This is a genomic window from Streptomyces sp. NPDC020681 (genome assembly GCF_044334895.1).
Taxonomy (GTDB): domain Bacteria; phylum Actinomycetota; class Actinomycetes; order Streptomycetales; family Streptomycetaceae; genus Streptomyces.
On sequence record NZ_JBIRTX010000023.1, the window covers coordinates 16580 to 40653 of the forward strand.

General features: G+C 70.3%; 22 protein-coding genes. 10 read left to right on the forward strand and 12 right to left on the reverse strand.

The window, feature by feature from the left end:
* The first annotated feature begins 56 nt into the window (after nucleotides 1–56).
* The 3 genes from phoU to ACH4YL_RS34765 all read left to right on the forward strand — a co-directional run bounded on the left by phoU (nucleotide 57) and on the right by ACH4YL_RS34765 (nucleotide 2546).
* A complete protein-coding gene (gene phoU / locus ACH4YL_RS34755) occupies nucleotides 57–734 on the forward strand; it encodes a phosphate signaling complex protein PhoU (RefSeq protein WP_398511507.1) in 678 nt (225 codons plus the stop codon).
* 94 nt (nucleotides 735–828) lie between these two features.
* Entirely contained in the window at nucleotides 829–987 is a 159-nt protein-coding gene (locus ACH4YL_RS34760) for a hypothetical protein (protein WP_398511508.1), read from the forward strand.
* A gap of 134 nt (nucleotides 988–1121) precedes the next feature.
* Nucleotides 1122–2546, forward strand: coding sequence for an alpha/beta hydrolase family protein (locus ACH4YL_RS34765; RefSeq protein WP_398511509.1), 1425 nt, complete (start codon nucleotides 1122–1124; stop codon nucleotides 2544–2546).
* A 5-nt stretch (nucleotides 2547–2551) separates the two neighbouring features.
* Here the strand turns inward: ACH4YL_RS34765 and ACH4YL_RS34770 are convergent, their stop codons facing one another.
* Together ACH4YL_RS34770 and ACH4YL_RS34775 are read right to left on the reverse strand one after the other, a co-directional pair.
* Nucleotides 2552–2890: an SCO0607 family lipoprotein gene (locus ACH4YL_RS34770; protein WP_398511510.1), complete on the reverse strand. Its 339-nt coding sequence runs from the start codon at nucleotides 2888–2890 to the stop codon at nucleotides 2552–2554.
* A gap of 217 nt (nucleotides 2891–3107) precedes the next feature.
* Complete coding sequence (locus tag ACH4YL_RS34775; protein ID WP_398511511.1) at nucleotides 3108–3869, reverse strand: phosphoglyceromutase; 762 nt, start codon at nucleotides 3867–3869, stop codon at nucleotides 3108–3110.
* Between the two features lie 177 nt (nucleotides 3870–4046).
* On the opposite strand from ACH4YL_RS34775, the gene ACH4YL_RS34780 reads away from it, so the two are divergent.
* Nucleotides 4047–5339, forward strand: coding sequence for an MDR family MFS transporter (locus ACH4YL_RS34780; RefSeq protein ID WP_398511512.1), 1293 nt, complete (start codon nucleotides 4047–4049; stop codon nucleotides 5337–5339).
* Between the two features lie 22 nt (nucleotides 5340–5361).
* Here ACH4YL_RS34780 and ACH4YL_RS34785 read toward each other — a convergent pair whose 3' ends face one another.
* The 4 genes from ACH4YL_RS34785 to mshA form a co-directional block, all read right to left on the reverse strand.
* Complete coding sequence (locus tag ACH4YL_RS34785; RefSeq protein ID WP_398511598.1) at nucleotides 5362–6960, reverse strand: MFS transporter; 1599 nt, start codon at nucleotides 6958–6960, stop codon at nucleotides 5362–5364.
* 162 nt (nucleotides 6961–7122) lie between these two features.
* Entirely contained in the window at nucleotides 7123–8808 is a 1686-nt protein-coding gene (locus tag ACH4YL_RS34790) for a glycosyl hydrolase family 28-related protein (protein WP_398511513.1), read from the reverse strand.
* Between the two features lie 123 nt (nucleotides 8809–8931).
* Nucleotides 8932–9423, reverse strand: a complete 492-nt coding sequence (locus ACH4YL_RS34795) for a YbjN domain-containing protein (RefSeq protein ID WP_398511514.1) — start codon at nucleotides 9421–9423, stop codon at nucleotides 8932–8934.
* Nucleotides 9416–10756 (reverse strand): D-inositol-3-phosphate glycosyltransferase, encoded by a 1341-nt coding sequence (mshA, locus tag ACH4YL_RS34800; protein ID WP_398511515.1) that lies wholly within the window; start codon nucleotides 10754–10756, stop codon nucleotides 9416–9418. The genes ACH4YL_RS34795 and mshA overlap by 8 nt, the downstream gene beginning before the upstream one ends.
* A 387-nt stretch (nucleotides 10757–11143) precedes the next feature.
* Between mshA and ACH4YL_RS34805 the strand changes: the two genes are divergently transcribed.
* From ACH4YL_RS34805 to ACH4YL_RS34815, 3 genes are all read left to right on the forward strand, one after another.
* Nucleotides 11144–11926 (forward strand): class I SAM-dependent methyltransferase, encoded by a 783-nt coding sequence (locus tag ACH4YL_RS34805; RefSeq protein ID WP_398511516.1) that lies wholly within the window; start codon nucleotides 11144–11146, stop codon nucleotides 11924–11926.
* A gap of 200 nt (nucleotides 11927–12126) precedes the next feature.
* Nucleotides 12127–13185, forward strand: coding sequence for an NlpC/P60 family protein (locus ACH4YL_RS34810; protein ID WP_398511517.1), 1059 nt, complete (start codon nucleotides 12127–12129; stop codon nucleotides 13183–13185).
* Nucleotides 13186–13306: 121 nt separating this feature from the next.
* Nucleotides 13307–14764, forward strand: coding sequence for a PP2C family protein-serine/threonine phosphatase (locus ACH4YL_RS34815; protein WP_398511518.1), 1458 nt, complete (start codon nucleotides 13307–13309; stop codon nucleotides 14762–14764).
* Nucleotides 14765–14802: 38 nt separating this feature from the next.
* Here ACH4YL_RS34815 and ACH4YL_RS34820 read toward each other — a convergent pair whose 3' ends face one another.
* The 4 genes from ACH4YL_RS34820 to rox all read right to left on the reverse strand — a co-directional run bounded on the left by ACH4YL_RS34820 (nucleotide 14803) and on the right by rox (nucleotide 17997).
* The gene (locus ACH4YL_RS34820; RefSeq protein ID WP_398511519.1) at nucleotides 14803–15138 is read right to left on the reverse strand and encodes a DUF2516 family protein; all 336 of its coding nucleotides are present in this window, start codon (nucleotides 15136–15138) and stop codon (nucleotides 14803–14805) included.
* A 131-nt stretch (nucleotides 15139–15269) separates the two neighbouring features.
* On the reverse strand, nucleotides 15270–15872 hold the full coding sequence (locus ACH4YL_RS34825) for a hypothetical protein (protein ID WP_398511520.1): 603 nt from the start codon (nucleotides 15870–15872) through the stop codon (nucleotides 15270–15272).
* A 25-nt stretch (nucleotides 15873–15897) separates the two neighbouring features.
* Nucleotides 15898–16401 carry a helix-turn-helix domain-containing protein gene (locus ACH4YL_RS34830; protein ID WP_398511521.1) on the reverse strand — a complete coding sequence of 168 codons (504 nt, stop codon included), beginning with the start codon at nucleotides 16399–16401 and terminating at the stop codon, nucleotides 15898–15900.
* 141 nt (nucleotides 16402–16542) lie between these two features.
* On the reverse strand, nucleotides 16543–17997 hold the full coding sequence (gene rox / locus ACH4YL_RS34835; RefSeq protein WP_398511599.1) for a rifampin monooxygenase: 1455 nt from the start codon (nucleotides 17995–17997) through the stop codon (nucleotides 16543–16545).
* Between the two features lie 387 nt (nucleotides 17998–18384).
* On the opposite strand from rox, the gene ACH4YL_RS34840 reads away from it, so the two are divergent.
* Nucleotides 18385–18741 carry a VOC family protein gene (locus tag ACH4YL_RS34840; RefSeq protein WP_398511522.1) on the forward strand — a complete coding sequence of 119 codons (357 nt, stop codon included), beginning with the start codon at nucleotides 18385–18387 and terminating at the stop codon, nucleotides 18739–18741.
* A 159-nt stretch (nucleotides 18742–18900) separates the two neighbouring features.
* Nucleotides 18901–21294, forward strand: a complete 2394-nt coding sequence (locus ACH4YL_RS34845) for an ATP-binding cassette domain-containing protein (RefSeq protein WP_398511600.1) — start codon at nucleotides 18901–18903, stop codon at nucleotides 21292–21294.
* A 26-nt stretch (nucleotides 21295–21320) separates the two neighbouring features.
* Here ACH4YL_RS34845 and ACH4YL_RS34850 read toward each other — a convergent pair whose 3' ends face one another.
* A complete protein-coding gene (locus ACH4YL_RS34850; protein ID WP_398511523.1) occupies nucleotides 21321–22136 on the reverse strand; it encodes an SDR family oxidoreductase in 816 nt (271 codons plus the stop codon).
* A 103-nt stretch (nucleotides 22137–22239) separates the two neighbouring features.
* Between ACH4YL_RS34850 and ACH4YL_RS34855 the strand changes: the two genes are divergently transcribed.
* Nucleotides 22240–23133 (forward strand): sigma-70 family RNA polymerase sigma factor, encoded by an 894-nt coding sequence (locus ACH4YL_RS34855; RefSeq protein WP_398511524.1) that lies wholly within the window; start codon nucleotides 22240–22242, stop codon nucleotides 23131–23133.
* Here ACH4YL_RS34855 and ACH4YL_RS34860 read toward each other — a convergent pair.
* Nucleotides 23120–24058 carry a MarR family transcriptional regulator gene (locus ACH4YL_RS34860; RefSeq protein WP_398511525.1) on the reverse strand — a complete coding sequence of 313 codons (939 nt, stop codon included), beginning with the start codon at nucleotides 24056–24058 and terminating at the stop codon, nucleotides 23120–23122. The two genes, ACH4YL_RS34855 and ACH4YL_RS34860, sit on opposite strands and share 14 nt — an antisense overlap.
* Between the last annotated feature and the right edge of the window lie 16 nt (nucleotides 24059–24074).

Genomic DNA, 24074 nt, shown 5'->3' on the forward strand with positions numbered 1-24074 from the left:
GAGCGTGGGGGTCCTAGGGCACCGGGACCCCGGTCACATCAAGAGAGGGACACCCAATGCGTGACGCGTACCACGAGGAACTTGACTCGATCGGCGAGGGCCTGGTCGAGATGGCCCGGCTGGTCGGGTCGGCGGTCGGGCGCGCCACCACGGCCATGCTCGACGCCGATCTCAAACTGGCCGAGAGCGTGATCGCCGGCGACCAGAAGGTCGACGATCTGCAACACGACCTGGAGGCCCGGGCGATCGCCCTGCTCGCCCGGCAGCAGCCGGTCGCGACGGATCTGCGGATAGTGGTGACCTCGCTGCGCATGAGCGCCGACCTGGAGCGCTCCGGCGACCTGGCCCAGCACGTGGCCAAGCTCGCCCGGCTCCGCTTCCCGGACACCGCCGTACCGCGCGACCTGCAGGCCACCATCCTGGAGATGGGCCAGCTGGCACAGCGCCTGATGGCGAAGGCCGCGGAGGTCATCATCACCAAGGACGTCGATCTGGCGATGCAGCTGGAGACCGACGACGACGAGATGGACCTGCTGCACCGGACGCTCTTCCAGCACCTGATGGACGACCGCTGGAAGCACGGCATCGAGACTGCGGTGGACGTGACGCTGCTCGGCCGGTACTACGAGCGGTTCGCGGACCACGCGGTCTCGGTGGCCAAGCGGGTCGTGTACCTGGTCACGGGCGAGTACGCGGACGAGATCCAGGCCCCGACCACGGTAGAGGGCGCATAGGGGCGTATGCCCCCGCGCGCTGTTGATGCGCCTGCCGCAGCGGGCATGAGATGGGCAGAGGCGGCACATCTCGTACGCCCATGAGGAGGGACCCATGCCCGAATCACTTGCGACCGACCTCCAGCAGGAAGCCACCGGCAGCACTGCCGGCGTGACGCTCCTGCCCGTCCTCGGCGCCTGTGGCTGCGGCTCGGGCTGCGGCTGCGGCTGCCAGTCCGGCGGGCCGTGCCAATGCGGCGGTTGCTGCGGCTAGCCGCTGACCGCTGAGCGTGGCAGGGCCCCGTCCGGGAGCGGACGGGGCCCTTGTGTGCCGATCGCGGGCTGTTCGGAGGACTGGTGGGAGTGGCGCTGCGGTCCGGCCGAGGCAGGCTCCTAGCGTGTCCGCATATGACGAACACATCCTCAGACCGAGCGGCGAGGCCCACCCGACGGGGAGCGATCGCCGGACTGACGGCCGGGGCCGGAGCGGCGCTCCTGGCCTCGGCGCCGACGGCCTCCGCGCTGGTGGACGCCGGAGCCCGAGGGCCGGCCAAGTCCACCCCGCCGCCCACGACCGGGGCCGCGTCGCCGACGCCCGGAGCCATGCAGCTGTTCACGGACCCCGCGCTCAACTTCGCCGGGCTGCTGGCCCTGGGCGGTGCCGGGTACGGCGCCAGCGAGGTCGGCGAGGTCCTGACCGCAGTCAACGCGATCAACGCAGCCGGGGCGGACCAGCAGACCTTCACCGCGGAGTTCCGGCGCTGGGGAGACCGGCTGGCGGCCACCGCGACCCGGCATCCGCAGACCCGGCGCTCCCGCTCGCTGAGGGCGGCCGAGTACTACGGGCAGGCGCTGTTCTTCGTGCTCGGCTCGGAAACCCCCGGCGACGAGGAAGAGCTCTACCTCGCCGGGCGTCGCTCCTGGGACACTTTCGCCCGGCTGTGCACACCGGCGGCGATCACCGACCAGGTCCGGTACGAGGGCGGGACACCGCTCCCCGTCTGGTTCTTCCGCCCCGATGACTCAGGCAAAGCAAGGCCGACCGTCATCCTCACCAACGGCAGCGACGGCCAGAACGTCGACATGTGGACGTACGGGGTCTCCGCCGCGCTCGCCCGCGGCTGGAACGCGCTCGTGTACGACGGACCGGGCCAGGGCCAGCTGCTCTTCGTCGACCAGGTCGTCTTCACCCCGACCTGGGAGCGGGTGGTCTCACCTCTGGTGGACTGGCTGGAGCGCCGCAGCGACGTCGACAGACGGCGCATCGCGCTGACCGGGCTGTCCATGGGCGGCAACCTTGCGCCGCGCGCAGCGGCCTTCGAACGCAGGATCGCGGCGCTTGTCGCGATGCCGGGATGCCTCTCGCCGTGGCTGGGATTCCCGGAGGAGCTCCGGAGCATCGTGACGCCCGACAAGGCGGAGACCAACCGCATCTGGAACGAAGAGGTCGTCCCCGAGCTGAGCCCGGATGAAGCCGCCACCATCAAGAAGCGGGTCGAGCCCTTCTCGATCCCGGCGATGCTGGCCGCGCGTCAGGGCCGGATCTTCACCGACTTCTGGACCCCGGCCCAGCGGATCATGGCGCTCGACATCACCGGGGTCGTGAGCCGTATCAAGTGCCCCACGCTGGTGCTCGACTACGAGGACGAGCAGTTCTACCCCGGCCAGCCGCGCGCGTTCTACGACCTGCTGCGTGCGCCGAAGGACTTCGAGCTGCTGACGGCGGCCACCGGTGCGCAGCTGCACTGCTCGCCGATGGCGCCGCAGCAGCACTGCGAGGTCGTCTTCGACTGGCTGGAGGACACCCTGGGCGGCCGGGGCCGCCGCCCATAGGCCGGTCAGCCGGCGTCCGGTGCGTCGATGATCTTGCCGTCCTTGTCGAGCGTGTGGGTGTTCCAGTACACGTCCCACTTGTCGTCGACCTGCTTCGGCACCTTGCCCTCGGGGTATCTCGTGAATCCGGCCGGAGGCTCTTCACCGTCCGAGACACACGCCCCACCGGTGCCACCGACCGACAGGACGGGGTACTCGCCGCTACTGCAGATGTCCTCCTCGTACTCGAAGCCGGCACATCCGGTGAGTGCCGCGAGTGCGGCAGCGCTCGCGAGAGCAGCGGCGACGCCCCGGGCCCTGCCGGGTCGGAAGGCAGTGGTGGATCGGCTGGTCCTGCGGGGCATGGCCACGATGGTCTCCACTCCAGTCGTTCGGTCTGCCCCAAACTCTCGCCGCCGACGCTCGCCGAGCCCTGAGTACGCGTACTCAGCATGCGCCCGCCCGGATGCTCAACACGCCGCGTTCCGGGGAGCGGGCCCCTGAGGCCCACAGGCGGCCCAGGAAAGGCGACAGCCCCTCATCTGCGCCGAACAACGCAAGTGAGGGGCTTGATCGCGGTTCTTACTTCTTCTTGCCCTGGTTCTTCACGGCCTCGATCGCCGCGGCCGCCGCGTCCGGGTCGAGGTACTTGCCGCCCTTGGTGACCGGCTGGAAGTCGGCGTCCAGCTCGTAGTAGAGCGGGATGCCGGTCGGGATGTTCAGGCCCGTGATGTCGGCGTCCGAGATGCCGTCGAGGTGCTTGACCAGGCCGCGCAGGGAGTTGCCGTGCGCGGCGACGAGGACCGTGCGGCCCGCCAGCAGGTCCGGGACGATGCCGTCGTACCAGTACGGGAGCATCCGCTCGACGACGTCCTTGAGGCACTCGGTGCGCGGACGCAGCTCGCTCGGGATCGAGGCGTAGCGCGGGTCGTCGCTCTGCGAGAACTCCGTGCCGTCCTCGAGGACCGGCGGCGGGGTGTCGTACGAACGGCGCCAGAGCATGAACTGCTCCTCGCCGAACTCCGCCAGCGTCTGCGCCTTGTCCTTGCCCTGGAGCGCACCGTAGTGACGCTCGTTCAGCCGCCAGGAGCGGTGGACCGGGATCCAGTGGCGGTCCGCGGACTCCAGTGCCAGCTGCGCCGTGCGGATGGCGCGCTTCTGCAGCGAGGTGTGCAGTACGTCGGGCAGCAGGCCGGCGTCCTTGAGCAGCTCACCGCCGCGGACCGCCTCCTTCTCGCCCTTCTCGGTGAGATTGACGTCCACCCAGCCGGTGAACAGGTTCTTCGCGTTCCAATCGCTCTCGCCGTGGCGGAGGAGGATCAGCTTGTACGGTGCGTCGGCCATGCGTCCGAGCCTAATAGACGCGAAAGTCGGGCACGACAGCGCACACGACACCGCCGACAGTTGACGCCCGGCGTCAATTGACTGGCGGCCGGGACCCCGGCGTCGGTAACTTGCGGATGGCCGTTCAGCCACTTACCTACTTGTTGCTCGCTCGCTGCTCGCCGTGGGGGAATCCGCATGTCCATAGCCGGTCTACGACGTGCCGTGCGCGAGAGCGTCTCGGGACTGCCGCGCGAGTTCTGGTGGCTGTGGACCAGCACCCTGGTCAACCGGCTCGGGGCGTTCGTCGCCACGTTCATGGCGCTGTATCTGACCGTGGACCGCGGCTACTCGGCCTCGTACGCGGGACTGGTGGCGTCGCTGCACGGGCTCGGCGGGGTCGTCTCCTCGCTCGGCGGCGGCGTGATGGCCGACCGCCTCGGGCGGCGGCCCACACTGCTGATCGCGCAGAGCTCGACGGCCGTCTCCGTCGCGGTGCTCGGCTTCATGCAGCACCCGGTCGCCATCGCCGCCGTCGCCTTCGTGGTCGGCATGGCGTCGAACGCCTCGCGGCCCGCCGTGCAGGCGATGATGGCCGACATCGTCCGGCCCGAGGACCGGGTGCGGGCCTTCTCGCTCAACTACTGGGCGATCAACCTGGGGTTCGCGATCTCGTCCGTGGCGGCCGGCTTCATCGCCGAGTACAGCTATCTGGCGGGCTTCCTCGGCGAAGCGGCGATGACGCTGATCTGCGCGGTCGTCGTCTTCGTCAAGCTGCCGGAGTCGCGTCCGGAGCGGGTGCCGGCGAAGGACGCGGCGCCGGAGCCGGGGATCAGCATGGGGACGGTGCTGCGCGACGGGCGGTTCATGAGCGTCGTCGGACTGTCGTTCCTGATCGCGCTGATCTTTATGCAGGGCCATGTGGGACTGCCGCTGGCGATGGGCGCGGACGGGTTCTCCGCATCCGACTTCGGCATGGCGATCGCGGTGAACGGCGTGCTGATCGTGGCGCTCCAGATCCCGGTCACGCGCTATATCGAGCACCGCGATCCGCGCCGGCTGCTGATCATCTCGTCGCTGCTGGCGGGGTACGGCTTCGGGCTGACCGCGTTCGCCGGCTCGGTCGGCGTGTACGCACTGACGATCTGCGTCTGGACACTCGCCGAGATCGTCAACGCCCCGACGCAGACGGGTCTGGTGGTCCGCCTGTCCCCGGTGCACGGCCGGGGCCGGTACCAGGGCATGTACACGATGTCGTGGTCGGTGGCGGCCCTGGTCGCCCCGCTGACGGCCGGCTTTGTCATCGACCGGTACGGCGCGGAGTGGCTGTGGGGGTTGTGCGCGGCGCTGGGGACGGTGGCGGGGCTGGGGTACTGGCTGCTGATGCGGAACCTTCCGGAGGAGGAGGCGGCGGAGGCGGTGGCGGACGGCGGCGGGGCGGCGGATTCGCCGCGTGCGGCGACGGCCGAGCCGGCCGACTCGGTCGGCTGACGGTCGCCCGGACCGAGGCCGGTCAGGGATCAGGTCCGGGCTCCGGGCCCGGCTCCCCGGCCAGGTCGGTGACAGGCGCCTTGTGCCGGGCGGCGGTGGTCTCGGGGGCCGGGCCCTCGTCCGGTACCGGCGGCTCCTCCGTAACGCGCGTGCCCGGGTGCCACAGCGAGCACAGGAACGCGATGCCCAGCGCTATCGCCATCCCGTAGAACACCCACTGGTTCGCCTCCGCGAAGTCCATCCGGACCGCGTCCTCCGCGGAACGCAGCGCCTCGGAGACGTCCGCCGGTTCCGGGCCGTCCGGGTGGCCGGTGACGTCCTCCGCGACGCTGCGGGCCACGTCCTGCGAGACCTCCGGCGGCAGGCCCCGCGACTCGAGCGTCTCGACAACGCGGTTGGTCGTGACATGCGTGAGGATCGTGCCGAAGATTGCCATGCCCACCGCTGCCGCGTAGTTGCGCACCGTCTGCGTGACGCCGGTGACCTCGCCGTACGACGCGCCGATCGCGCGGTTGACCGCGTCCGTGGACGCCGGGGCCAGCAGGAAGCCGATGCCCGCGCCGGCCAGGGCCGCGTACGGCCACTGGTCGTGCATCGACAGGTCCGTCAGTTTGTTTGCCCACAGCGCGAATCCGACCGCGCCGAGCAGCGTGCCGAGCTTCATCGCCGGGCGCGCGCCGCGCTTGTCGAGGATGCGGCCGCCCCACTGCGACGCGATGGCGAAGCCGATGAAGAAGTACAGCAGGTACAGCGCGGCCTGGTTGGGCGAGGCGCTCAGTGAGACCTGCGCGTACACCGAGGCGAAGAAGAACACCGGGACGAAGGCGAGCATCGCGAAGAAGAGCACCGCGTTGTCGGCGGCGAAGGCCCGGTCGCGGAAGACCTGGAGCCTGATCAGCGGGTGCGCGGCCCGGAGTTCGTACACGCAGAACAGCACGAGCAGCACCAGTCCACCGACGATGCACGCCCAGGTGACGAACGAGCTCCAGCCCCAGGCGGACGCCTGCTGAAGTCCCAGTACGCTGAGCCCCATCCCGGCGGCGACCAGCACCGCGCCGGGCACGTCGAGGGGTTCGCGGCGTGCCTGGTTGGGTATGCGGGCGAGCACGGTGAGCACTACGGCGATCAGCGCGACCGGCACGTTGACCCAGAAGATGGCACGCCAGGTCCATGCCCCAGTGAGCCAGCCGCCGAGCAGCGGGCCGATCGCGGTGAGCGCACCGGTGACGCCGAAGAACAGGGCGAGCGCCCGGCCGCGCCGTTCGACCGGGAAGACCGCGACGACGACGGCGAGCGCGGCGGGGAACATCAGGGCCGCGCCCAGGCCTTGGGTGGCACGGAAGATGATGAGCCACGTCTGGGCGAAGTCGCCCTTGGGGACGCAGCCGCACAGCACCGACGAGACGACGAAGATCAGCGTGCCGATCAGCATCATCCTGCGGTGTCCGAAGATGTCGGCCAGCCGCCCGCCGAGCGCGAAGAACGCCGCCAGGGTGAGCAGATAGGCGTTGACCACCCACTGCATCCCGGACGACGAAAGACCGAGCTCCTCGATGATGCTGGGCGCGGCGATGGAGACGATTGTCTGGTCGATGAACGTCATCGCGACGGCGAACATCATCGCCGCCAGTGCCAACGGCAGATTCGGCGGAGCCTTCGAGCGCACGCCCGTATCGTCGGCGCCAGCGGAGTGGCCCGATATGTCGCTCATGAGGAAGATTGTCCCCCTCCCCGGAGTGTCGCGCACGTCCGGAGAGGGGGAGTGTGGGGGGCGGTCAGGCGGTCAGCAATCCAGTTCGCGCTGCGCCCGGTGGAGATTGCGCGGCCGCACCGAGCCCGGCGAACCGTACGACTCCAGGCGGGAGTTGAGGCTTCCGGTGAAGTCCGGCTTGTCGATCTGGCCGAACTCACGGACCGTCGAGATGCCGACGGTCGCGCTGTACGGGGCGATCTCGTCGATCTTCACGCAGCCGGCCCGCTCGTTGACGACCGTGACGTTCCAGTGCGTGAAGCGGGCTCCGTAGAGCGGCCCCGCGGACGCGTCGCCGCCGTGGGAGCCGGTGTTGTCGACGGTGATCTCGGTCCGCAGATTCGCGAACGGCATACCGCGGTGCGTGTCGAAGGTGCCCATCTCCATGTGGCCGCGCGACCAGACGTTGTAGCTGGACAGGCCCTCGACATTGATGCCGTGCAGCGTGGTGCCCGCGGGCGCCGGGACGGTGCGCTGCGCGATGGCGAAGTCCTCGATCAGGTTGTCGTGCGAGCCTTCGCGGCAGAAGTAGGGGTGGTGCGAGCCGCGGCCCTCGACGCGGGTGCGGCGCATGGTGGTGGCGGAGGCGGCGACGAATCCGAAGCCGTTGTCGACATGACGGACGGTGATGTCCTCGGCCCAGCAGTCGTACGTGCACTGGAAGGTGACGCCGTTGTAGCCCTTGTCGAGGAGGTGCAGGGACTGCGGCGTCTCGACGGCTTCGAGCGTGAGCCCTTCGACGCCGGAGCCGGTGATGGCGTCGACATGGGCGGTGATGCGCGGATCCCATTCGGGCCGTATGTCGAGCGGGAGCGGCCGCTCGAAGGAAACCTTCCGCCCGTGTACGGCGGTGATGCGCACCGGCCATTCGTACGGTACGTAGCTGGTCAGCTTGGTCTTGTCGTCCCAGAAGTACGCCTCGGGACCCGCACCGTCGCCCGCCATGTGCTCCAGCAGAGTGTGCGCCGCGTCGTCGGCGAGGCGGAGGAGAACGAGCTGTCCACGCCGCAGAGATGACGCGTCGTCGACGGTGACGGACCGGTCGCCGCGACGGGCCGGACGGACGGTGGCGAGTGTGCGCCACTCGTCGCGCTTGTTGCCGGTCCAGCCCTCGAAGGGCCAGGCCTTGGCCTTGATGGCCTCGACCAGACTGTCCCAACGCCCGTTCGGACAGAGCCAGATCAGCCCGCCGGCCCAGGACCAGGACGACTTGTCGCCGCCGTAGCGGCTGCCGTACGGGCCGATGAGCTCGGTCAGGTTCTTGGTGGCGACAAGCTTGGTGCGGGTGGAGCCGGCGCCCTTGAGGACGACATTGCTGTGGCCGATGCGGACGATGCCGTCGATGCGGTAGGTGCCGGCAGGGACGAGGACCGTGCCGCCGCCGCGTTCGCCGACGGCGGCGACGGCCCGGTTGATGGCGGGCGCCGCGTCGGCGGAGCCGTCCCGCTTGGCACCGTAGGCAAGGACGTTGGCGACGACGGGCCGCCGGGGCAGGCGCGCGGCGCCGGCGTATGCCCCGGCGCGTCCGGTGTACGGGATCTGCGGATGGTTGAAGGGGTTGCGGCGGAACTCGTCCCAGAGCGGGGAGGTTTGGCCGCGGGCACCGGCCGCAGGGGCCGGACCGCCGAGTACTCCGGCAGCCGCGACGGCTGTCGCGCTGCCGAGCAGAGCGCGTCTGCTGATGGTGCGCCGACCGATCTCCATGAGCCAGCCTTCCATGGATGTGAACACCGTTCATGTGTGCGTCGGCGGTGAGCATGCCATGGCGCTACAGCGCGCGGGAAGAGGTGTGCAGGCCCTTGTTGCCTGTGTTGGCTACCCGTTGACGGGAGCCGACGCCCGTCAGTCGCGAGTCAGATGAGTGAACGCGTCCAGGTTGCGCGTGGATTCGCCCCGCGACACCCGCCACGCGTACTCCTTGCGGATCGCACTCGCGAACCCCAGCTCGAGAAGGGTGTTGAACGAGCCGTCCGCCGCCTCCAGGACCGTGCCCAGCAGACGGTCCAGTTCCTCCGGGTTCACCACGGACAGCGGAAGCTTCCCGGCGAGGTAGATGTCGCCGAGGCTGTCGATCGCGTAACTCACCCCGTACAGCCGCAGATTCCGCTCCAGCAGCCAGCGGTGCACCGCCGCGTCGTTCTCGTCCGGATGCCGGATGACGAAGGCGTTGACCGACAGCGAGTGCCTGCCGACCCGCAGCGAACAGGTCGTCGACAGCTTGCGGGTGCCGGGGAGTGTGACCACGTACGCGCCGGTCTCCGGGTTCTCCCACTCCAGGCCGGCGTCCTTCAGCGTCCGCTCGATGACCTGCGCCGCCCGCTGTACGTCAGACATGGTGCGAGCGTACCCGCCGGCGGTATTCGTACATCGCCGCCGTGTAGACGTCCGCCGTCGCCGACGCCGCCGTGTCCCAGCCGAAGGACTCCGCATGCAGGGCCGCCGCCGCGCCCATCCGGGCGGCCAGCGACGGATCGGACAGCAGCCGGTGCAGCGCGTCCGCGTAGTCCGCGGGGTTGTGGCCGGGGACGAGGACGCCCGTGCGTTCGTCGCGTACCGCGACCGGCAGGCCGCCGACCTGCGCGGCGACCACCGGCGTGCCCGCCGCCTGCGCCTCGATCGCGACGAGGCCGAAGGATTCGCTGTACGACGGCATGACCAGCGCGGACGCGGCCCGGAACCAGTCCGCGAGCAGGTCCTGGCCGACCGGCGGCTGGAAGTGCACAAGGTCGGCGATGCCGAGCCGGGCGGCGAGTTTCTGCAGGCCTTCGGGCTTGGCGAGACCGCTGCCGCTCGGCCCGCCGACGACCGGGACGAAGAGCCGGGAGCGCAGCGAGGGGTCGCGCTCGACCAGCAGCGCGACCGCGCGCAGCATGATGTCGGGCGCCTTCAACGGCTGGATGCGGCCGGCGAAGAGCGGGATGAAGGCGTCCTGGGGCAGCCCGAGGCGGGCCCGGGCCGCCGCGCGGCCGTCCGCGGGCCGGAAGCGGTCTAGATTCACGCCGGGGTGGACGACGGCGACCTTGGCCGGGTCGGCGTCGTAGAAGCGGATCAGCTCGTCGGCCTCCTCCGCGGTGTTGGCGATCAGCCGGTCCGCGGCGTTGACGATCTGGGTCTCGCCGATGACGCGGGACGTGGGCTCGGGTGTGTCGCCCTCCGCGAGCGCCGCGTTCTTGACCTTGGCCATGGTGTGCATGGCGTGCACGAGCGGTACGCCCCATCGCTCGGCGGCGAGCCAGCCGACATGGCCGGAGAGCCAGTAGTGGGAGTGGACGAGGTCGTAGTAGCCGGGCCGGTGGCGGGCCCACGCCTGCATCACGCCGTGCGTGAAGGCACAGAGCTGGCCCGGCAGGTCCTCCTTGGCGAGGCCTTCGTAGGGCCCGGCGTCGACATGGCGTACGAGCACTCCGGGCGCGAGTTCCACGACGGACGGCAGCCCGCCCGCGGTGGCCCGCGTGAAGATCTCGACCTCGACGTTGATCGCCGCGAGCCGCTTGGCGAGCTCGACGATATAGACGTTCATGCCGCCCGCGTCGCCCGTGCCCGGCTGGTGCAGCGGAGAAGTGTGCACGCTGAGCATGGCGATCCGGCGCGGCTTCCGGTGGCCGCCCGGGAATCGGATGCGGGGTGCGGCGAAGCTGCTGCCGAGGCGGGAGACGTACTGGCTCACGTCGAAGGTCCTCCTCGTTCCGGGCACGGCAAACAGCGGGCACAAGCGATCCCGCACCCCCCTCAACAGCGGACTCGGCCCTTCCATTTCCGGCCCCCTCCTGCTTTGCCAAATCATTGCCGTCCGGCTGTCAGGTAGTGGCCACCAGGGCCGTTACCGGCCACCGGGCCCCTAGGTCCTGTCCGGCCGATCAGGCCGGATCAGCGAGCGGGGTCTGGCGATGGGGGCACCTCCCGTGCCCGAAGGGCTACGGGGGAGCATCGCAAGGCGGAGGAAGGAGCCCACGCGGAGCGTCGGCGACTGACGACAACGCAGCGAGGTGCCGTGCAAGGGCACGCGAGCCCGGCAAGGTCGGCCGGACAGGGCCTAACGCCTACCCTCGCTGCTATGACCCGCCCCGTCGGCACCGCGACCCGCGGGACGACCAACCCCAACCGGCTGCGCCGCATGGACCGCTGGATCGCCGCGGTGCACGGCCCGGCGCTGCGCCGCAGCGACCACCCGGTGGCGGTCGACCTCGGATACGGAGCCGCCCCCTGGACGGCCCTGGAACTGCTGAACCGGCTGCGGGCCGCGGACCCGCGCTGCGAGGTCGTCGGCATCGAGATCGACCCGGCTCGGGTGGCGGCGGCGAAGCCGTACGAGCGCGAAGGGCTCAGCTTCCGGCACGGCGGCTTCGAGGTGCCCCTGCAAGCCCGGCCGATGCTGATCCGCGCGGCGAATGTGCTGCGCCAGTACGACGAGGGCGAGGTCGCCGCGGTCTGGGCCAGGCTGTGCGCGCGGCTCGCACCCGGCGGGCTGCTGGTCGAGGGGACGTGCGACGAGATCGGGCGCCGGCACGTCTGGGTGGCGCTCGGTCCGGAGGGTCCGCGCACGGTCACGTTCGCGACCCGTCTCGGCTCCCTGGACCGGCCGTCGGACCTCGCCGAACGGCTGCCGAAGGCGCTGATCCACCGCAATGTGCCGGGCGAGCCGGTGCACGCCTTCCTGCGGGACTTCGACCGCGCGTGGGCGGCGGCCGCTCCGTACGCCTCGCTCGGCGCACGGCAGCGCTGGATCCGGGCCGTACGGGAACTGGCGGCCGGCTGGCCGCTGACGGACGATCCGCGGCGGTGGCGGCAGGGGGAAGTCACGGTGAACTGGGCCGCGCTCGCTCCCAATTCCGGATGAACGGGTTCGAACAAGGGAACGCGTACGGCGTGTTGTTCGTCCGTCACGGGTGGAAGTGATCTACCGATGGGCAAGGAGTACCGATTGAGTGCTCGGCTCTGTCGATTTGACGGCGGCCGTGGCACCATCGCGACGACACCCATAAGTTACTGACGGTAAATCAGCTTTCTGGTCCATGTCCGGAGCCCGGAGGGGGAGTCGTGAACCGACGCCACTGTGCCACTGCCGCGATCGTTCTGGTCTGCGCACTGACCGTGCTGGCGTCACCCGGCCAGGCCTTCGCGGCCCCCGAGCCACCGGCCTCCGCCACCACTCCCGCCGCCAAGAAGTCGCTGGAGCAGGTGCGCCTGGAGCTCGACGCGCTGTACCGCCGGGCGTCGTCCGCGACCGACGCGTACAACCTCGCCGAGGACCAGGCGGACAAGCAGTCGGCCGAAATCGTCAAGCTGGCCCAGGAGATCGTGAAGGGCCAGGCGCGCATAGACGACCTCAAGAACCGCGCGGGCGCCGCGGCCCGCGCGCAGTACCGCGACGGCGGGCTTCCGGCCGGGGCGCAGCTGATCCTCACCGACGATCCGCAGCTGTTCCTGGACGGCGCGGGCCGGATCCGGCAGAGCCAGAAGGCGACCAAGGACCTGCTGGGCGAACTCACCCGGACCCAGACCGACTTGGCTTCGTACACCAAGGACGCGAGCACCCAGTGGAAGAAGCTGGAGGCCAACCGCGTCAAGCAGGCCAAGGCGAAGAAGGACATCGAGGACCGGATCGCCGAGGCGAAGAAGATAGAGGACAAGCTGGAGAAGGAGGAGCGCGCCCGGCTCCTTCTGCTGGAGCAGCAGGCGGAGTACAAGGCGCAGACGGCCTGGCTGAGTTCCGGCGCATTGAAGGACATAGGCGGCAAAGCGAGCGAACAGGGCAAGAAGGCGGTCAAGTTCGCGACCGCGCAGATCGGCAAGCCGTACGTCTGGGGCGCCGAGGGCCCCAAGTCGTACGACTGCTCGGGACTGACGTCACAGGCCTGGTCGGCGGCGGGCAAGGGCATCCCGCGTACCTCGCAGGAACAATGGCGGCTGCTGCCGCGTATCGCCGTCAAGGACATGCGGCCCGGGGACCTGATCATCTACCACGCGGACGCGAGCCATGTCGGGATGTACATCGGCGACGGCGCGATCGTGCACGCGCCCCGGCCGGGCCGGAATGTAACGATCGCGGGCGCGGGTTCGATGGCGATCCTGGGGGTCGTACGCCCCGACAAGTAAGCGCGCGGACACGTGAGCACAGTCACGTGAGCACCGTCACGCGCGCCTGAACAGTTGATTCTTCGAGCACTTGGGCGCCAGGCGTGATGTTCGTCATGGCTCCACAGCCAACTACCTCCCCATGCGCGGCATATGCCATCGGCTCTTCACGCTTCGCCATTCCGCTGGACCGCCGGCTACCGCTATGGTCCCCGTCGGGCGGGACGTCGATCGTCGTCCCGCGCCCTCGGGGGGAGGGAAGGAAACCGGTTCTATGCCCGTACCCGTACCGCGACAGAGGAATGCCCCTGCCGCGGAGAGCGCCCCAGGCGGCCTCAGCAGCGGAGGCACCACAAGTGCCGACCGCCGCGCCGTCGGCGCCAAGAGCGGCCCCGGCAACACCGCCGGCAGCACCGGCTCCTCCACCGGCGACCTCGTGCTCCTCGTCATCGAGGACGACCCGGCAGGCGCCTTCTCCGTCCCCGAGCCGCTCGACTCGGCCGGCACCCGGGTCCGGATCCGCAGCGCCCGCAACCTCACCGAGGCCGAGCGGCTGCTCACCGACGACGTCCACTGCGTGCTCGTCGACCTCGCGCTGCCCGGCGCGGGCGACGACGAACTCGGCCCGCTCAAACACGTACTGCGCCTCGCACCGCGCCATGCGGTGCTCGCGCTGACGACCTCGAGCGACGCCGAGCGGGCGGCCGAGGCGGTACGGATCGGGGCCCAGGACCATCTCTTCCGCGACGAGCTCGACGCCCGGCTGCTCAGCCGCGCCGTCCGCTACGCCGTGGAGCGCAAGCGCGCCGACACCGCGCAGGTCAAGCTCGCCGAGTCCCGGCTGCGCGCCCAGGAGAACGCCCGGCTCGAACGCGGCCTGCTGCCCACTCCCCTGCTCCAGGGCTCCGACCTGCGGTTCGCCGCGCGCTACCGGCCCGGCCGCTCGCGCGCGCTGCTCGGCGGCGACTTCTACGACACCGTCCGCACCGCCGACGGCACGGTCCACGCGATGATCGGCGACGTCTGCGGCCACGGCCCGGACGAGGCGGCGCTCGGCGTGGAGCTGCGCATCGCCTGGCGGGCGCTGACCTTCGCGGGCCTGTGCGGGGACGAGCTGCTCTCCACGATGCAGCAGGTGCTGGAGCACGAGCGGGAGAGCGAGGAGATCTTCGCGACGCTGTGCACGATCGACATCTCGCCGGACGGCCGGCGGGCGGGACTCTGCCTGGCGGGCCATCCGACACCGCTGATCGCGCGGCCCGGGCGGGCGGCGCAGCTGCTGCCGTACGGCGAGGGCGGCGGCCCGGCGCTCGGCCTGCTGCCGCGGGCCCGCTGGCCGCGCCGCCAGGTGGAGCTGGGCGGCGCGTGGAGCCTGATGATGTACACGGACGGCCTGATAGAGGGCCGTCAGGGGCCGGGAGAGAAGCAGCGGCTCGGCCAGGACGGCATGGTCGACATGATCAACCGCCAGCTGGCGGCGGGCCTCGAGGGCGAGGCGCTGCTGGAATCGGCGGTGGCGGAGGTGCGCGAGCTGAACGGCGGAGAGCTCACCGACGACGTGGCGGTGCTGCTGCTGAGCAGGAACGGGGCCGCGGGCTAGGGCCTGTCCTCTGGATCAGGCCCCAGGAGCCCGGTCGGCTACCTGCCGCCGTTGTACGGACCGTACGGGCCGTCACTGCTGGAGCCGCCGCGCCGGCCGCCGCCGGAGACCTGCTTGAGCGCGGGCCGCACGTCCACGAAGAAGACGATCGTGGCGATGAGTCCGGCGATCGACAGGAACAGCACGGAGATGAACAGGTTCACCGCGACCGTGACACCGAGGATGACCAGCCAGAAGGTCTTGGTCTGCTTGTCGGCGGCGCGGTAGGCGTCGTCGCGCGCGAAAGCGGCCATGATCAGCGCCGTCACGGCGGTGACAAGGAAGACCAGATCCAGCACCAGCCAGAGAGTGAAGTCGAATCCCGCGCGCAACATGCTGAGCACCGCCTAGTGAGTGATGTGTAGCGCCTCGCCGCCAAGGTACCGGGAGAACGCGCCGGACACCCCAAATGGTGCCCGGCGCACACCCGACTTACTTGTCCTGCTCGGCCTCGGCCTACCGGGCCCTACTTGGCCGGAGGCGTGGCCTTCTTCGCGACCGGCTTGCGCGCGGTGGACTTGCGAGGGGCCGGAGCCTTCTTCTCCTCGACCTTGGCCTCCGCCTTGACCTCGGTCTTCGCCGCGGCGGTGGTCTGCGCCTTCGGCTCCTTCGCGGCCTCGGGCTCGACGGCGACGGCGATCTCCGCGATCTCCTCGGCGGCCTCGCCGCGCCAGGACTTCACGGTCTGCTCGCCGTGCTCGGCGACCTTCTCGTACGCCTCACGGGCCTTGACGGCGTACTCGGCGGCGACGCCGACACTGCGCAGCGCCAGGTCCTGGGCGCTCTCGCCCAGCTTCTTCAGATCGGTGTCGAAGGTGCCGATCACCTCGGTGACCTTGGCCTGGACGGTGGCCTGGGCCTCCTTGGCCTGGATGGTCACCTTCTCCTGAACGGCCTTGGGGTCGGTGTTGCGCACGGCGTCGATCCGGCTCGGCGCCTCGGCGGCAAGCTGCTCGAACAGCGCCGGGACCTTCTTCGCCTGCTGGAGGGCGAGATCGGCGGTGCCGGCCGCGAAGTAGAGGGGGGTCGGGTCGGTGAAAGTCTTACGCAGGTCATCGGTGATGGCCATGACGGTGGTCCTCCCGGGACGCAGGTCAGTTTGAGGGTTGGTCGGCATCGTTGCCTCCGGCCGTGCGGGGCCGTCGGGCGGTGGTGTCCATGGAGTGCGATTCCTTGTCCGCCGATGCCTCGGAGCTCTGTGCGCCATGTGCGCTCTCCGGGTTCAACGAGCTCTCCGTACTTTCCGAGCTCTCGAATCCGTTCTCTTTACGGAAGGACTCGTAGATCTGCAGCAGAACGGCCTTCTGCCGTTCGTTGATCGAGGGGTCCGCGAGGATGACGGCACGTGTCTCCAGCTCCTCGCGCTCCCGCTCGTCCAGAATCCCGGCCCGCACGTACAGCGTCTCGGCGGAGATGCGCAGGGCCTTGGCGACCTGCTGCAGCACCTCCGCGCTCGGCTTGCGCAGCCCGCGCTCGATCTGGCTCAGATACGGATTGGACACCCCGGCGGCATCGGCGAGCTGCCGCAGCGAGAGCTGCGCACTGCGCCGCTGCTCGCGCAGATACTCACCGAGATTGCCGACGTTGAGTGATGCCATGTTCCGATGGTGCCGGGTCGGCGCTAACTATTGCAAGCACCTGCTTGCAAAAGTGTTCCAGACAACACCCGGTTGGCTGTGCCCGGGCGCGACAAACGCCATATTTCAGGACACCGCCCCTTCCGGGCCACAACTGCGCGCTCAGCCGACGGCAGCGCCGAACCACGTGGGCAGCCGGCCGAGCAGATCCTGCTGATCCTCACCGACCCACGCCACGTGACCGTCCGGCCGCAGCAGCACCGCGGGCACGTCCAGTTCCTCGCTGACGTCGACGACGTGGTCGACCCGGTCCGCCCAGCCCGCCACCGAGAGCCGGCCGGTCTGGTCGAGCAGCAGTCCGCGGCCGCCGTGCATCAGCTCGTAGAGGCGACCCCGCTTCAGCGCCACGTCCCGCATCCGCCGGCCGAGCAGCTCGTGTCCCTCGCCGAAGTCGTAGCGGACCCCGACCGCGGTGATGAGCCCGGTCACGTACCGGTTCACCTCCTCGAAGTCCATCAGCTTCGAGAACAGTTCCCGCAGCGCGGTCGCACCCGGATCGGTCCCCAGCAGCGTGATCTGCGCGCGGGTGTTGTCCAGCACGGCGGCGCCCACCGGGTGCCGTTCCGCGTGGTAGCTGTCCAGCAGCCCCTCCGGCGCCCAGCCGCCCACCGCGGCGGCCAGCTTCCAGCCGAGGTTGAACGCGTCCTGGACGCCGAGGTTGAGTCCCTGCCCGCCGGTCGGCGGGTGGATGTGCGCCGCGTCGCCGGCCAGCAGCACCCGGCCGACCCGGTAGCGCTCGGCCTGCCGGGTGGCGTCGCCGAACCGGGACAGCCAGCGCGGCGAGTGCACGCCGAAGTCGGTGCCCGCGACCGCCCGCAGCTGCTTCTTGAACTCCTCGAGGGTCGGCGCGGTCGCACGGTCCTCGGCCACGCCGTCGGCGGGCACGACGACGCGGCACAACCCGTCCTCGCTGGGAGTGGTGACGCCGAACCGCAGTTGGGTCTTGCGGACTTCCTCGACGACGGCGGCAATCGTCGCCGGATCCTCGGTCACCTCCATTTCGCCCAGCAGCGTCTCCACCGTGGCGGGCACACCGGGGAAACCGACGCCGAGCAGCTTGCGTACGGCACTGCGGCCGCCGTCGCACCCGACCAGGTAGCGCGAGCGCAGGTGCGTGCCGTCCGCCAGCTCGACGGTCACCCCGGCCCCGGCCCCGGCCCCGGCCCCGTCTTCGTGCTGGCTCAGCCCGACCACTTCGCAGCCGCGCCGGATCTCGGCACCGAGTTCGAGGGCACGCTCGTTGAGCAGCCGCTCGGTGACCGGCTGCGGGGTGGCGACGCCGTACGGGTGCGCCGTGTCCAGCCGGTCCGGCCACGGCTTCATGATGCCGCCGAAGAGACCGCCGACCTGGAACTTCTCACTGACCGCGAGGAACCGGTCGAGCAGGCCGCGCTGGTCCATCATCTCGACGCTGCGCGCGTGCAGGCCTTGCCCGCGGGACTCCCTGGTCGGCTCGGTCAGCTTCTCCAGCACGACCACGTGCACGCCGTGCAGCCGCAACTCGCCGGCCAGCATCATGCCGGTCGGTCCGCCGCCGGCAATGATCACGTCAATCATCAGAACGCCCATTCAACGAGATTGAATTTCCGCAGGTCCTGTACTCGGCGGACGATTCTGCGGCACGACCCCGGTCTTGCCGCAAGGCCCCCGGCGCGCTATACGTTGAGAGTGGCAAGGAGTGAGTGACCTCCTTGCCTTTGCCATGTGGCGGCCGACTCGGTCGATGCCGGGGCGGCGTCAAGAGTCGGATCGGCCACCGGACAGGCGACCTCCCACCTCTGCGCTCCGGCCTCACCGAAGTCTGCTTCGCGTGCCTGGGTGGCAGGCGACCAGACAGGTCAGGAATGGAGAAGCGCCGTCACCGAGCCGTGGCTAGCGTGACCTCCATGGACGTCACCATCCACTCGAGCTTCCTCGAGTTGACCCACGACTTCGGGAGTGACCATGACCGGCGCTGAGACCCAGGGAATCAAGACCGTGCTGCATCCGGTCTCCGACCTGGCGAAGGCCAAGGCGGTGTACGCCGCACTGCTCGGCGTACCGCCGCAGACCGACGAGCCCTACTACGTCGGCTTCGAGGCCGCGGGCCAGCACATCGGGCTGGTGCCGGGCGGTGGACAGCAGGGCATGACCTCACCGGTGACCTACTGGCACGTGCCGGACATCGAGGCGAAGCTGGCCGAGGTGACCGCCGCGGGTGGCACCGTGAAGGAGCCCGCGCACGATGTCGGCGGCGGCCGCCTGGTGGCCGCCTTCACCGACCCCGACGGCAATGTTCTCGGCTTGCTTCAGGACCGATAAGTGCCAACCCGTTCCGCATCTCCCCATGTCGCGTCCAGACTTGGCGCGAGGTGCTGACGGGCGACGGCCGCCGGTTGGCCGGATCGAGCCGGGCGAAACCGACGGAGACCGCGAACGCGGCCCGCACCACAGATGGAGCCCGCACCACAGATGGAGACAGTGAGCATGGCCACGAGGACCGACACGCAGGCGCCTGAGCCGCACGCCGCCGACACCCACGAAATGATCCGTGTGCACGGCGCGCGCGAGAACAACCTCAAGGACGTCAGCATCGAGATCCCGAAGCGCCGGCTCACGGTGTTCACCGGGGTCTCCGGCTCGGGCAAGAGCTCGCTGGTGTTCGACACGATCGCCGCGGAGTCGCAGCGGCTGATCAACGAGACGTACAGCAGCTTCGTGCAGGGCTTCATGCCGACCCTCGCGCGGCCCGACGTCGACGTACTCGACGGTCTGACCACCGCGATCAGCGTGGACCAGCAGCGGATGGGGTCGGACCCGCGCTCCACGGTCGGCACCGCCACCGACGCCAACGCGATGCTGCGCATCCTCTTCAGCCGGCTCGGCAAGCCGCACATCGGCTCGGCCAAGGCGTTCTCCTTCAACGTCGCCTCGATCAGCGGCGCGGGCGCGGTCACGGTGCAGCGCGCCGGCACAACCGTGAAGGAGCGGCGCAGCTTCAGCATCACCGGCGGCATGTGTGCGCGCTGCGAGGGCCGGGGCAAGGTCTCCGACATCGACCTCACCCAGCTCTACGACGACTCCCAGTCGCTCTCCGAGGGGGCGTTCACCATCCCCGGCTGGAAGTCGGACAGCCAGTGGACCGTGCAGCTCTACGCACAGTCCGGCTTCGTCGACCCGGACAAGCCGATCCGCCAGTACACCAAGAGGGAGATGCAGGCCTTCCTCTACGGGGAGCCGGTCAAGATCAAGGTCAACGGCATCAACCTGACCTACGAGGGGCTGATCCCCAAGATCCAGAAGTCCTTCCTGTCCAAGGACAAGGAGGCGATGCAGCCGCACATCCGGGCGTTCGTGGAGCGGGCGGTCGCCTTCAGCATCTGCCCCGAGTGCGACGGCACCCGCCTGAACGAGGGTGCCCGCTCGTCGAAGATCAAGCGGAAGAGCATCGCCGACTGCTGCTCCATGGAGATCAGGGACCTGGCCGAGTGGGTCCGCACTCTCAAGGAGCCGTCGGTCGCGCCGCTGCTCGCCGCGCTGCAGCAGACCCTCGACTCGTTCGTGGAGATCGGCCTCGGCTATCTCTCGCTCGACCGGCCGGCCGGCACGCTGTCGGGCGGCGAGGCGCAGCGCGTGAAGATGATCCGCCACCTCGGCTCCTCGCTCACCGACGTCACGTACGTCTTCGACGAGCCGACGATCGGCCTGCACCCGCACGACATCCAGCGGATGAACGACCTGCTCCTGCGGCTGCGCGACAAAGGCAACACCGTGCTCGTCGTGGAGCACAAGCCGGAGGCCATCGCGATCGCCGACCATGTCGTCGACCTCGGCCCCGGCGCCGGTACGGCCGGCGGCACCGTCTGCTACGAGGGCACCCTCGACGGGCTGCGGTCCAGCGGCACCGTCACCGGCCGCCATCTCGACGACCGCGCCTCCCTCAAGGAGACGGTGCGCAATCCCACCGGCGCTCTGAAGATCCGTGGCGCGGAGGCGAACAACCTGCGGAAGGTGGACGTCGACATCCCGCTCGGCGTGCTCACCGTCATCACCGGGGTCGCCGGTTCCGGCAAGAGCTCGCTCGTGCACGGCTCGATCCCGTCCGACGAGGGCGTGGTGGCGGTCGACCAGACCCCGATCAAGGGCTCCCGGCGCAGCAACCCGGCGACGTACACCGGACTGCTCGAGCCGATCCGCAAGGCGTTCGCCAAGGAGAACGGCGTGAAGCCGGCGCTGTTCAGCGCCAACTCCGAGGGCGCCTGCCCCACTTGCAACGGCGCCGGCGTCATCTACACCGACCTGGCGATGATGGCCGGCGTGGCCACCACCTGCGAGGACTGCGAAGGCAAGCGGTTCGACGCGTCGGTGCTCGAGTACCACCTCGGCGGCCGCGACATCAGCGAGGTCCTCGCGATGTCGGTGACCGAGGCCGAGAAGTTCCTCGGCGCCGGCGAGGCGCGCACCCCGGCCGCGCACAAGATCCTGGAGCGGCTCGCGGACGTCGGCCTCGGCTACCTCACCCTCGGCCAGCCGCTCACCACGCTGTCCGGCGGCGAGCGCCAGCGGCTCAAGCTGGCCACCCACATGGGCGACAAGGGCGGCGTGTACGTCCTCGACGAGCCGACCACCGGCCTGCACCTCGCCGACGTCGAGCAGTTGCTCGGCCTGCTCGACCGGCTCGTCGACTCCGGCAAGTCGGTGATCGTCATCGAGCACCACCAGGCGGTCATGGCCCACGCCGACTGGATCATCGACCTCGGACCGGGCGCCGGCCACGACGGCGGCAAGATCGTCTTCGAGGGCTCGCCCGCCGATCTTGTCGCCGCCCGCTCCACCCTCACCGGCGAGCACCTCGCGGAGTACGTCGGCGCCTGACCGAAGATCTCTCGGGAGGGTCGGTCTCAGCGCTGCTGAAGGGGCCGGCCCACCCGCTCGTCGAGGAATGCCTCCCACGTCCGCGTGCCGACAGCGGCCCCTTCGAGAGTCAGATTCTCGCCGGCCCGGTAGGCGCGCCCGGCCTTTCCGGGCATACGGAGCGGCATCGTCAGCCGGCGCTTGCCGCGGGCCTGGAGGTATCCGCGGCTCAGCTCGGCCATCCCGTACACCGCCGGCCCGGCCAGGTCGGGCACCAGGCCGGCCGGCTTGCCGAGCGTCAGTTCCACGAGCCGGGCGGCCACCTCGCGCGCGTCGACCGGCTGGAACCGCAGTCCGCCCGGAACCGGTATCACCGGCATCTTCGCCATCTTCTCCACCATGGTCAGGGCGAGGTCGTGGAACTGGGCGGCACGCAGGATGGTCCACGGGATGCCGGAGCCGGACACGGCCTGCTCGGCGCCAAGCTTGGCCCTGAACCAGCCCAGCGGGACGCGGTCCGCCCCGATGACCGAGATGTACACCAGGTGCCGCACCCCGGCCCGCGAAGCGGCCCGCACCAGGTTCCGGGTCGCCTCGTCGTCGCCCTTGGGCCCGCCCGCGAGATGCAGGACGGTGCCGGCCTCGTTCAGCGCGGCCTCGATCCCCTCACCCTTGAGCAGGTCACCGGTCACGTACTCGACGCCGTCGTTTCCGTCGCTTCCGTCATTGCCGTCGTTGCCGTCCCCGGACGCGCGGCCGCTCCTGCTGAGCACCCGCACCGTGCAGCCGGCATCCCGCAGAAGCGGCACAACGAGCCGCCCGAGCGTGCCCGTGCCGCCGGTGACCAGGATGGTTGACGTCATGGCTTCTCCAAAGTCGTACGGTCCAGAGTCGGTCTCCCGGTCACATCGGCCGGGTTTTGTGGGTCTACTGCTATGACCCCACCCGAGAAAGGGATGTGACACGGTGGACGAGCGGGCATGGCTGGCGGAGCACTTCGAGGAACACCGGCCCCGTCTGCGGGCGGTGGCCTACCGGATGCTCGGCTCGCTGAGCGAGGCCGATGACGCCGTGCAGGACGCCTGGCTGCGCATCAGCCGCACCGACACCAGCGACGTGGAGAACCCCGGCGGGTGGCTGACAACGGTGGTGGCGCGCGTGTGCCTGAACATGCTGCGCTCGCGCGAGCGCAGGCGCGAGGAGCCGCTCGAGATGCGCGTGCCCGACCCGGTCGTCGACCCGGAGTCAGGAGCCGACCCCGAACAGGAAACGCTGCTCGCCGACTCGGTCGGTCTTGCCCTGCTGGTGGTCCTGGACACGCTGTCGCCGGCCGAGCGGCTCGCCTTCGTGCTGCACGACATGTTCGCCGTGCCGTTCGACGAGATCGGCCCGATGATGGAGCGCTCCCCGGCCGCGACCAGACAACTCGCGAGCCGCGCCCGCCGCCGGGTCAGAGGGAACGCGTCGGTGCCCGACGCCGATCTGACCCGCCAGCGCCAGGTCGTCGAGGCCTTCCAGGCCGCCTCCCGCGGCGGGGACTTCGGGGCCCTGCTCGCCCTGCTCGACCCGGACGTGGTCTTCCACGCCGACCGCACCGCCGGCCCGACGCCCGCACCGATCGTGCTCCACGGCGCCCGCAACGTGGCCAAGGGCGCATCGGCCGCCGCGGAACGGGTCCGCTTCACCCAGCCGGCGCTGATCAACGGAAAGGCCGGACTGGTGATGGCCCCGCGCGGACGGCTGTTCCTGGTACTCGAGTTCACGATCACGCAGGGCAGGATCACCGCAATCGACGTGGTGGCGGACCGGGACCGGCTCAGCGAGCTCGAGATCGCGGTCCTGCCGACTACGCACGGCTGAGCGCCTCGCGCTGCGCGTTGGTGAGCCGGTCGGGTCTGGCCGTGACGGTGTACGTGCCCGGCTCCGTGCGGCTGACCGTCACCGGGTCGGTGAGGCCCGGGTGTTGCACGGCGTCGTGCAGAGCCGTGGTGACCCGGTCCGGGGGCCAGCCCAGCGCGGTGGCCAGTTGGGCCGCGGTGAGTGGCGTGGCCGCGTGCACGAGCGCGGCGAGAACGGTCAGTACGTTCTCGCCGGCTGCCGCTGTGATGGGGCCGCTCGCCATGTCGTCGCCGAGGCGGGCGAAGAACAGGCCCATGTGCTCCAGCCGCGCTCCTGCGGGGGTCGTTGAGTCGAAGATTTCGGCGCCCTGCCGGGCGGCGTCCGACCAGAGCGTGTTCTTCTGGGCGCTCGTGGACCACGCCCGGAGCCAGACGTCGTCGTCGACGGCGTACCGCTCGCGACGCGTCCGGGGGTCGCGTGCGCGGCGGATCAGGTCAAGGTCTTCGAGGTAGCCGACGGCTTTGGAGACCGAGGCAGGGCTGACCCGCAGGAGCTGGGCCAGTTCGGCGGCGGTGAGGCTGCCGGAGTCGGTGGTGAACAGGCAGGTGAGCACGCGGGCGGCCATCCGCGGGACGCCCGTCTGGGCCATCAGCGTCGCGAACTCCTCCACGAAGCCGCGTACCGCCTCGGGGTCGCGTCCGTACGCGCCTGCCGCGCCCGGCAGTTCGGGCTGCGGCGTCGGCCGGCTCCGGCGGGCGCGGCGTCCCGTGGCCTGGTGGGCGTGGTCGGGCCGGTAGCCCATTGGCCCGCCGTTACGGGCGACCTCCCGGCTGATGGTCGACGTCGGACGGCCGAGCCGCCTGGCGATCTCGGCGTATCCGAGTCCTTCGGCCAGCCCTGAAGCGATGCTCCGGCGGTCCTCGTGGGTCAGCCTGCCTCCCGGCATGGGTGCCCGCCTCCTC

Excerpts from the sequence above, each read along its gene's own strand:
- phoU (WP_398511507.1), top strand. The coding sequence starts at position 57 with ATGCGTGACGCGTACCACGAGGAACTTGACTCGATCGGCGAGGGCCTG.
- ACH4YL_RS34760 (WP_398511508.1), top strand. The coding sequence starts at position 829 with ATGCCCGAATCACTTGCGACCGACCTCCAGCAGGAAGCCACCGGCAGC.
- ACH4YL_RS34765 (WP_398511509.1), top strand. The coding sequence starts at position 1,122 with ATGACGAACACATCCTCAGACCGAGCGGCGAGGCCCACCCGACGGGGA.
- ACH4YL_RS34770 (WP_398511510.1), bottom strand. The coding sequence starts at position 2,890 with ATGCCCCGCAGGACCAGCCGATCCACCACTGCCTTCCGACCCGGCAGG.
- ACH4YL_RS34775 (WP_398511511.1), bottom strand. The coding sequence starts at position 3,869 with ATGGCCGACGCACCGTACAAGCTGATCCTCCTCCGCCACGGCGAGAGC.
- ACH4YL_RS34780 (WP_398511512.1), top strand. The coding sequence starts at position 4,047 with ATGTCCATAGCCGGTCTACGACGTGCCGTGCGCGAGAGCGTCTCGGGA.
- ACH4YL_RS34785 (WP_398511598.1), bottom strand. The coding sequence starts at position 6,960 with ATGATGTTCGCCGTCGCGATGACGTTCATCGACCAGACAATCGTCTCC.
- ACH4YL_RS34790 (WP_398511513.1), bottom strand. The coding sequence starts at position 8,808 with ATGGAAGGCTGGCTCATGGAGATCGGTCGGCGCACCATCAGCAGACGC.
- ACH4YL_RS34795 (WP_398511514.1), bottom strand. The coding sequence starts at position 9,423 with ATGTCTGACGTACAGCGGGCGGCGCAGGTCATCGAGCGGACGCTGAAG.
- ACH4YL_RS34805 (WP_398511516.1), top strand. The coding sequence starts at position 11,144 with ATGACCCGCCCCGTCGGCACCGCGACCCGCGGGACGACCAACCCCAAC.
- ACH4YL_RS34815 (WP_398511518.1), top strand. The coding sequence starts at position 13,307 with ATGCGCGGCATATGCCATCGGCTCTTCACGCTTCGCCATTCCGCTGGA.
- ACH4YL_RS34820 (WP_398511519.1), bottom strand. The coding sequence starts at position 15,138 with ATGTTGCGCGCGGGATTCGACTTCACTCTCTGGCTGGTGCTGGATCTG.
- ACH4YL_RS34825 (WP_398511520.1), bottom strand. The coding sequence starts at position 15,872 with ATGGCCATCACCGATGACCTGCGTAAGACTTTCACCGACCCGACCCCC.
- ACH4YL_RS34830 (WP_398511521.1), bottom strand. The coding sequence starts at position 16,401 with ATGGCATCACTCAACGTCGGCAATCTCGGTGAGTATCTGCGCGAGCAG.
- rox (WP_398511599.1), bottom strand. The coding sequence starts at position 17,997 with ATGATTGACGTGATCATTGCCGGCGGCGGACCGACCGGCATGATGCTG.
- ACH4YL_RS34840 (WP_398511522.1), top strand. The coding sequence starts at position 18,385 with ATGACCGGCGCTGAGACCCAGGGAATCAAGACCGTGCTGCATCCGGTC.
- ACH4YL_RS34850 (WP_398511523.1), bottom strand. The coding sequence starts at position 22,136 with ATGACGTCAACCATCCTGGTCACCGGCGGCACGGGCACGCTCGGGCGG.
- ACH4YL_RS34860 (WP_398511525.1), bottom strand. The coding sequence starts at position 24,058 with ATGCCGGGAGGCAGGCTGACCCACGAGGACCGCCGGAGCATCGCTTCA.